The organism is Frankia sp. AvcI1, from assembly GCF_001420875.1.
Classification (GTDB): domain Bacteria; phylum Actinomycetota; class Actinomycetes; order Frankiales; family Frankiaceae; genus Frankia; species Frankia alni.
On sequence record NZ_LJFZ01000043.1, the window covers coordinates 49,940 to 56,101 of the forward strand.

A 6,162-nucleotide genomic window follows, 5' to 3' on the forward strand; every position below is an offset into this window, starting at 1 on the left:
GGAGGAAGCCCGAAGGCGGGTGCGGAGCCGGGTCGACCATCGACGATCGGTTGGGCGTGGAGCGGATCGTCAAGGCGCGATGAGCAGGCCCGCGGCGGCGGCGGTGAGACAGCCGGCGGCGATGGCGGCGGCCAGGGCGAGCGGCACGATCCGGTCGACGTGCAGCAGAAGCGCGCCGCCGACCAGCGCGCCGATGAACATGGCCAGGGGCGCGGCCAACCGGCGCGGGGCGTGGAAGCCGGGGCCGCCGGCCAGCCGTGAGTCGATGACCAGCCCCGTGAGGGTAGTGGTCAGCACATTGGTCGGGACCTCCGGGACAGCCACCCGCCGTGCCGTCGCGTGCTGCAGCCCCATGGCGCCGGCCAGCGGCACGATGATCGCATAAGGCCGGTCCGTGTCGCCGGTGACCGAGGCGGCGGCCAGCGCCGCGATGATCAGCCCGGTCTGGAGGGCCAGCGCGACCGTCAGCCAGCGGGGTCCGCGCCCCTGGCGCAGCCCCGGGGCCCTGCCGGTCCGCCCGGCGAGGACCGCGCCGGTCAGGAAGCCGGTCAACGCGAGTGCGGACAGGTCCGCGGACAACCCGGGCGCCCCCGCCAGCGCGAACGCGAGCAACACGACGTTGCCGGTCATGTTCGCCACGAACACCCGGCCGAGCCCGAGGAAGCTGGTCGCGTCGACCAGCCCCGTCAGGCTCGCCATCGCGAGCAGCAACGCCACCTCCCGCCGATCCCACCCCGTCGACGGCGCGGGCGGCCGCGGGGGCGGGGGCGGGGGACCGGCCGACGGCAGGGGTGGCGTCGACGGCGTCATCGGCTCAGTGTCACCGATGCCGAGTCGCGGGCCTCGCAACCCTTGGCCACCGGACGACCACCCGAGCCGGTGGGTGCCGCAGCGAGGGGGCCGCGGGGGAGGCGGGGGCCGCGGGGAGGTGGGGTGCGGCTCGCGGTGCCGGCGACGGGTGCCGTTACAGGCGCAGGGGGCGGATCGGGGCGGCGATCAGGTGCGGCTGCGACTGCCAGTCGACGCCCGCCACGTCGATGTAGAGCTCGATCTCGTTGCCGTCCGGGTCGAGGATGTAGAGGCTGTGGGTGATCGTGTGATCCGACGCCCCGACGATGTCGACGCCAGCCTCCCGGATGCGGGCGAGGACCTCGCGCAACTCGTCGTCGGTGTCGCCGACCTTCAGCCCGAAGTGGTAGAGCCCGATCCGCCGGCCGGCCGGCACCGCCGCCGCGTCCTCGCCGACCTCGATGAGCAGCAGTTCGTGATGCGTGCGGCCGGCGGAGAAGCCGGCCGCGGGCACCCGCAGCGGACCGTCGGCGGAGGCCGCCGGGTCCGGGAACACCTGCCGCCAGCCGAGGACGTCCCGGTAGAACGCGACCGAACGTTCNATGTTGCGGACGTAGAGGACGAGATGTCCCAGTTCCTTGATCTCCACAGTGGTCTCCCCGGGGCTGGCGGACGGGATGCCGTTGTACGTACAACTACCACGCGGGGCCCGGCATGCCCGCCTTCGCTCCTCGATTCCGCGTCTGTCGGGCCGGGCGCCGACGCCCTCCGCNGCCGACGCGGACCGGGTCCGCCGGCCGCGGCGCATCGCTCCGATCGCCCGCGTCCTGCGGTAGCATGAGACGGTAGGCAAGACAACCGTACCTGGGGGTGATCGGTTTCGACTTCGGACGTCGAGGCAGGGGAAGCGGGCCGAGGATGAACGGTTATCTCGTTAACGATCCGTTCAAAAAAATAGCTGCCAACAAGACGCAGCCTGTTACCCCCCTGTACGCCCTCGCGGCGTAGGGACTAGGTAACCGTCAGCCTGGGAGTGCCTCCGGCCCAGGATCTGACGTCGCTAGGAGGATCACCGACTGACCCGGTCGCGGGGCCAGTTGGAAAATCAAACAGCGACTGAGCCTACGTCGGCTTGCCTGTGGGTCCGACGGGGCTGAGAAACAAGTAGCAGGCTCCGCCCGGAGAAGCCCTGTGTCGGTGCCGGAGGACGCGGGTTCGATTCCCGCCACCTCCACCAATGTAGGCATTGCGCGAACCGCTCCCTTCGGGGGCGTTGTGGCTGGTAGGACGGCTGCGGCGCCCCCGCGGGGGGCGGCGGGCGTCGCTGGTCGGGTCGACTTGGGTCGATCTGTGTCTTCTCCAGTCTCTACGTTGGCGGCGTCCCTGGAAGCGTTGGCCCCAGGAATTTTGAAGATCGGTACGAGCCGGTCCGGCCCGGTGATCTTCACTTCGGCGATGAGGGCTTCGATGAGGGCCTTGCGGCGGAGGTCGTCGCCGGTTTCGATGATTGTCTCGATGTGCTTGACGATCGTGCGGAGGGTGGAGCGGGCCGGCATGGCCGGTTCGTCGTCGAGTTCTTCGGTGAGTTCGGCCTGCCTCTGGCGGAGCTGCTTCTGCTTGGTGCGCAGGGCTTCGAGCCGGGTGGCGAGGATCTCCTCGTCGAGGGTACCGCGCTCGAAGGCGCCCAGGTAGCGATCGNTGGCCTGGTCGGTCTGGGTGAGTTCGGTTTCGATGATGGTGAGTTCGTCGGTGCGGTCGGAGCGGGCGTCGCGGTGGTGGCGCTGGGCTTTGGTGACGGCGTCGGCGATGAGGTGCTGGTGGTCGCGGTAGAAGCTGGCGAGCGCGGTGAGTACGGCGTAGTCGACGGCGTCGGCGTCGAGGCGGGGGGCGTTGCACTCGCGGCGGTTGTAGCGGTTGCGGGTGTGGCAGGTGTAGTAGCGGTAGGTGTGGTTGCGGCCGGTGGCGCGGGTGCCGATGAGGGCTGTGCCGCATTGGGGGCAGCGCATCCGGCCGGTCAGGTAGTAGTCGGAGGGGTTGGAGGCCCGGCGTGAGGTTTCCTCGCTGCGTTCGGTGAGGATCTTCTGGGCGGCGTCGAACGTCTCCTCGCTGATGATCGGGTCGTGGGTGTCTTCGACGGTGATCTCGCGGAAGGTCAGCTCGCCGAGGTAGATCCGGTTGTCGAGCATGCGCAGGATCTTGTGGCCGGACCAGGGGCCGCCGACGGTGGTGCGCAGGCCGCGGTTGTTCAGGACGTTCGCGATGCTCTTCGTCCCGAGGCGGTCGCGGACGTACCGGTCGAAGATCAGCCGGACGATCGCGGCTTCGGTCTCGTCGATGATCAGTTTCTTGGCGGTCTTGTCGACCTGGTAGCCGAACGGGCGCCGGCCGCCTTTCCACAGGCCCTTGGCGGCTTTGCGTTCCATCCCGGCGATGACCCGGTCGATGATCATGTCGCGCTCGAACTGGGCGAACATCGCCAGCATCTGGAGCAGCATGCGGCCGATGGGCGTGGCGGTATCGAACGGCTCGGTGGCCGAGCGGAACACCACCCCGGCCTGGTCGAGTTCTTCGAGCAAGTGGACGGTGTCACGCAGGCTGCGGGAGAGCCGGTCGACGCGGTAGACGAGCAGGACGTCGATGAGCCCATTGCGGGCGGCGGACAGGGCCCGCTGGAGGTCCTTGCGTTCGATGGTGGNGCCGGAGGCGTCGTCGGCGAACNGCAGGGCCACGACCCAGTTGGGTTGGGAGTCGACGTAGGAACGCAGCCGTTCTTCCTGGGCTTCGATGGTGTAGGGCTGGTTCTCGTCGTCGGTGGAGCGGCGTAGGTAGATCCCGACTCTTACGGTGTCGAGCGGTTCGAGGACGGCCTGCTGGGTTCGTTTCGTGGTGGTGCGGCGCGCGGTCGAGCGCGGCATGGCGGCTGTTCCTTTCCTTCCCCCTGGACGCGTTTCTGCTGAGACGGGCGGGCTATTCGTGGCGTCGGCGGCGCCGGATTCCTCGGCGGCGGGCTGGCCGTGCCGGAAACCGGCTGCCGGTGTCGCCGGCCGGGTCGCAGATCTGGACGTTCGTGGCACGTGTCGCGAGGAAGGCCAGGGCCTTCTCCTGCTGTGCCGCTATGGATTGGCATCCGTCGCCGGTGCCGTGCCGGACGTAGAGGACGACCGGCACGGCACCGGCAACGGTGTTCATCGCCGCCTTCTCGGGGGACTGTCGGGTGGGAAATGGGCGCGGCATACCGACGCTCCTTTTTCGGATGGGTTGACGGCGGCCCACCTGAAGGGAGGGTCGGTGTAGGTTTCAGGCCGCTTTTTTCGGAGCCGTGTTCGGCGCTCCGTTCCTCTCCCACTGTAGGACGAGTTCCGCCAGAGCGGACACCGCCGCGTCGTATTCTTCGGCGGTCATGTCGACGGTCTCGATCCGTTCGATTTCGACCTGGCGAGCCACGTCCCGCCGTCCAGTGGAAAGCGGCTCGGAATCGTCCGCGGCGGGCGTGCGGCTCATTCCGTTCCCGTTTCGGGGCGACGGGGGTCGGCGGGGAACTCCCAGGGCGGCAGATGCGGGCTGAGGATTGCGGTCCCGGGGGTGGCGAGGAGCTGTGCGCGGAAGAACGTCCGCCCGTCAATGATCGGTTGGTGGGCGTGCTGGCAAATGATCCAGTGTTCGGGCGAGACGGGCTGGCCGGCGTGGGTGCGGCCCCAGACGGTGNCACCGGTGTAGACGGGGTTGGCCAGCACGCGGNTGATCGCGGTCGAGGTCCACGGCCGCGGGAGTCCGGTCGCCGGGTCGACCAGGGCGAAGAACAGGTTCCCGAGACCGTGCAGGCGGATGGCGATGGACAGAGGGCTGAGCCGGTCGTCGACCCGCCACCGGTAGATCGTCGCGATAACGGTCGCGGGTCCGGGGTCGAGGACGAGGCGGACACGGCGGCGGAGCTGGCCATCGGCGTCGGGGACGGTGACCCGGTGGGCCTGGTAGCCGAAGGGGATCGGTCCGAGGTGGAAGCCGGCGCGGACGAGGTCGATCTGGGCGGCGCGGGCGCGTTCGGTGGTCCAGACGTGGTGGGCGGCGAGCAGCCGCGCCTGCCGGGCGGCGCGGAGGTGGGTGAGCCGCCACCACCAGCCAGGCCGGCGCTGCGGCACGGGCGGGGCGGGGGGCAGCGCGGGGATGGGCAGCAGGTCAGACATGCGGGGCTCCAACCAGAAGGTGGGGCCGGCCGCGGCGGTGCGGTGCGCGCACGGGCCCGGCCGGCACGGGAGTGCTAGGCGGCCGGGCGGTGCGAGGCGTCGAGCGCGGCGTGCGGCGCCGGGGGGAGCGGCGGGTCCGGTGGGCGCGGTCGCCGGACTGGTTGGCCGTCGGCACGGAAGACGATCACGTCCTGGTGGACCGGGTAGGCGCGTGGCCGCCCGTGCGGGCGGTGGGTGCCGAGGGCCCGGGTGTAGGGGACGGCGGTGAGCGCGACGGCACGCTGCACCGGCCGCCAGCCGACGTCCCGGCCGGCGGCGGCGACCTGGCTGGCCAGGTCCANCCCGCCGCCGATGTGGTAGGCGGNGATGACGANGAGGTGGCCGCCGGGCCGGGGCAGGTCCCGGTAGGCGGCCAGCCGTGCGCGTAGCCGGTCCCTGGCCGGACCGGTCGGCTCGGCAGGGTCGGCCGGTCCGATCGCGGTCAGGACCAGGTCGATCGGTCCGAGTCCGGTCCAGGACTCGCCGTCGGGCAGCGCGTCGAGGATCATCCCGTCGCCGCGGGCGCCGCGGGCCTTCGCCAGGGTGAGCGCGGCGCGGGCGGTCTCCCACCGCTCGGGGTCGGTGGTGATGCCGATGCCGTGGCGGCGGGCGTGCACGGCTTCGGCCACGACCGTTCCCCGCCCGCAGTCCGGGTCGCACACCGTGTCGCCGGGCCGGCTGTAGGCCGCGATCGCGTGGGCGGCGACCGCCGCTGACACCGCCGCGTCGCCGTGCGGCGCATCGGCCGGCGGTCGCCCGGTCTGGTGGGTGGCAGTGTTGTGCCGGCCGGTGTGCCAGACCGTCGCCCACCGCGCGTCGCCGCGCCACGTCTCGCCGTCGGCGGTCATCGGGCCGCGCCCCCCGTCGGCGGCACCGGTAGTCCGACATCGCTGGGGTTCATCTGCGGCGGGTAGCCGTAGGTGCTGTGGTCCAGGTGGTTCTGGCTCTTGGCGGGCCTGCGTGCCGTGTTGACGCGGCCTCGGACTTCTTGAAGGTTCCTCACGTGGGTTGCGTTCTCCGCTGTCTGCGTGAAGGTGAGGTGCTCGGATTGGCGCTCGCGGTGGTACGCGATATTCGGGACGCGCGGCAGTCGGCGGCGTCCGCTGAGGAGTTGGCGACGTTCGAGACGGACGTGCTCGCGGGGTTCGTG

At 71.1% G+C, this 6,162-nt stretch carries 4 protein-coding genes, 1 other RNA gene and 5 pseudogenes; 1 reads left to right on the forward strand and 9 read right to left on the reverse strand.

Features of this window, described 5'->3' with window-relative positions:
* Positions 1-69: 69 nt before the first annotated feature.
* The 3 genes and pseudogenes from UK94_RS29310 to UK94_RS75405 all read right to left on the reverse strand — a co-directional run.
* Positions 70-717: a YoaK family protein gene (locus UK94_RS29310; protein WP_235490520.1), complete on the reverse strand. Its 648-nt coding sequence runs from the start codon at positions 715-717 to the stop codon at positions 70-72.
* A gap of 247 nt (positions 718-964) precedes the next feature.
* The coding region (locus tag UK94_RS29315; RefSeq protein WP_235490522.1) for a VOC family protein at positions 965-1,390 on the reverse strand (426 nt) is incomplete at its 5' end.
* 1 nt (position 1,391) lies between these two features.
* Positions 1,392-1,438: pseudogene (locus UK94_RS75405) on the reverse strand (hypothetical protein); the annotation flags it as partial.
* 217 nt (positions 1,439-1,655) lie between these two features.
* Between UK94_RS75405 and ssrA the strand changes: the two are divergent.
* Positions 1,656-2,026: a transfer-messenger RNA gene (gene ssrA / locus UK94_RS31905) on the forward strand.
* A 462-nt stretch (positions 2,027-2,488) separates the two neighbouring features.
* Here ssrA and UK94_RS69595 read toward each other — a convergent pair.
* The 6 genes and pseudogenes from UK94_RS69595 to UK94_RS69625 all read right to left on the reverse strand — a co-directional run.
* Positions 2,489-3,484 (reverse strand): annotated as a pseudogene (locus UK94_RS69595) (recombinase family protein); the annotation flags it as partial.
* 24 nt (positions 3,485-3,508) lie between these two features.
* A pseudogene (locus tag UK94_RS69605) lies at positions 3,509-3,704 on the reverse strand (recombinase family protein); the annotation flags it as partial.
* A gap of 382 nt (positions 3,705-4,086) precedes the next feature.
* Complete coding sequence (locus tag UK94_RS29330; protein ID WP_055752375.1) at positions 4,087-4,290, reverse strand: hypothetical protein; 204 nt, start codon at positions 4,288-4,290, stop codon at positions 4,087-4,089.
* Positions 4,287-4,494 (reverse strand): annotated as a pseudogene (locus UK94_RS69610) (recombinase); the annotation flags it as partial. The pseudogene UK94_RS69610 and the gene UK94_RS29330, both read right to left, overlap by 4 nt.
* Before the next feature lie 34 nt (positions 4,495-4,528).
* Positions 4,529-4,973, reverse strand: a pseudogene (locus tag UK94_RS69620) (recombinase); the annotation flags it as partial.
* 374 nt (positions 4,974-5,347) lie between these two features.
* A partial coding sequence (locus tag UK94_RS69625; RefSeq protein WP_235490524.1) for a DNA methyltransferase occupies positions 5,348-5,860 on the reverse strand: 513 nt, incomplete at its 3' end.
* Positions 5,861-6,162 lie beyond the last annotated feature (302 nt).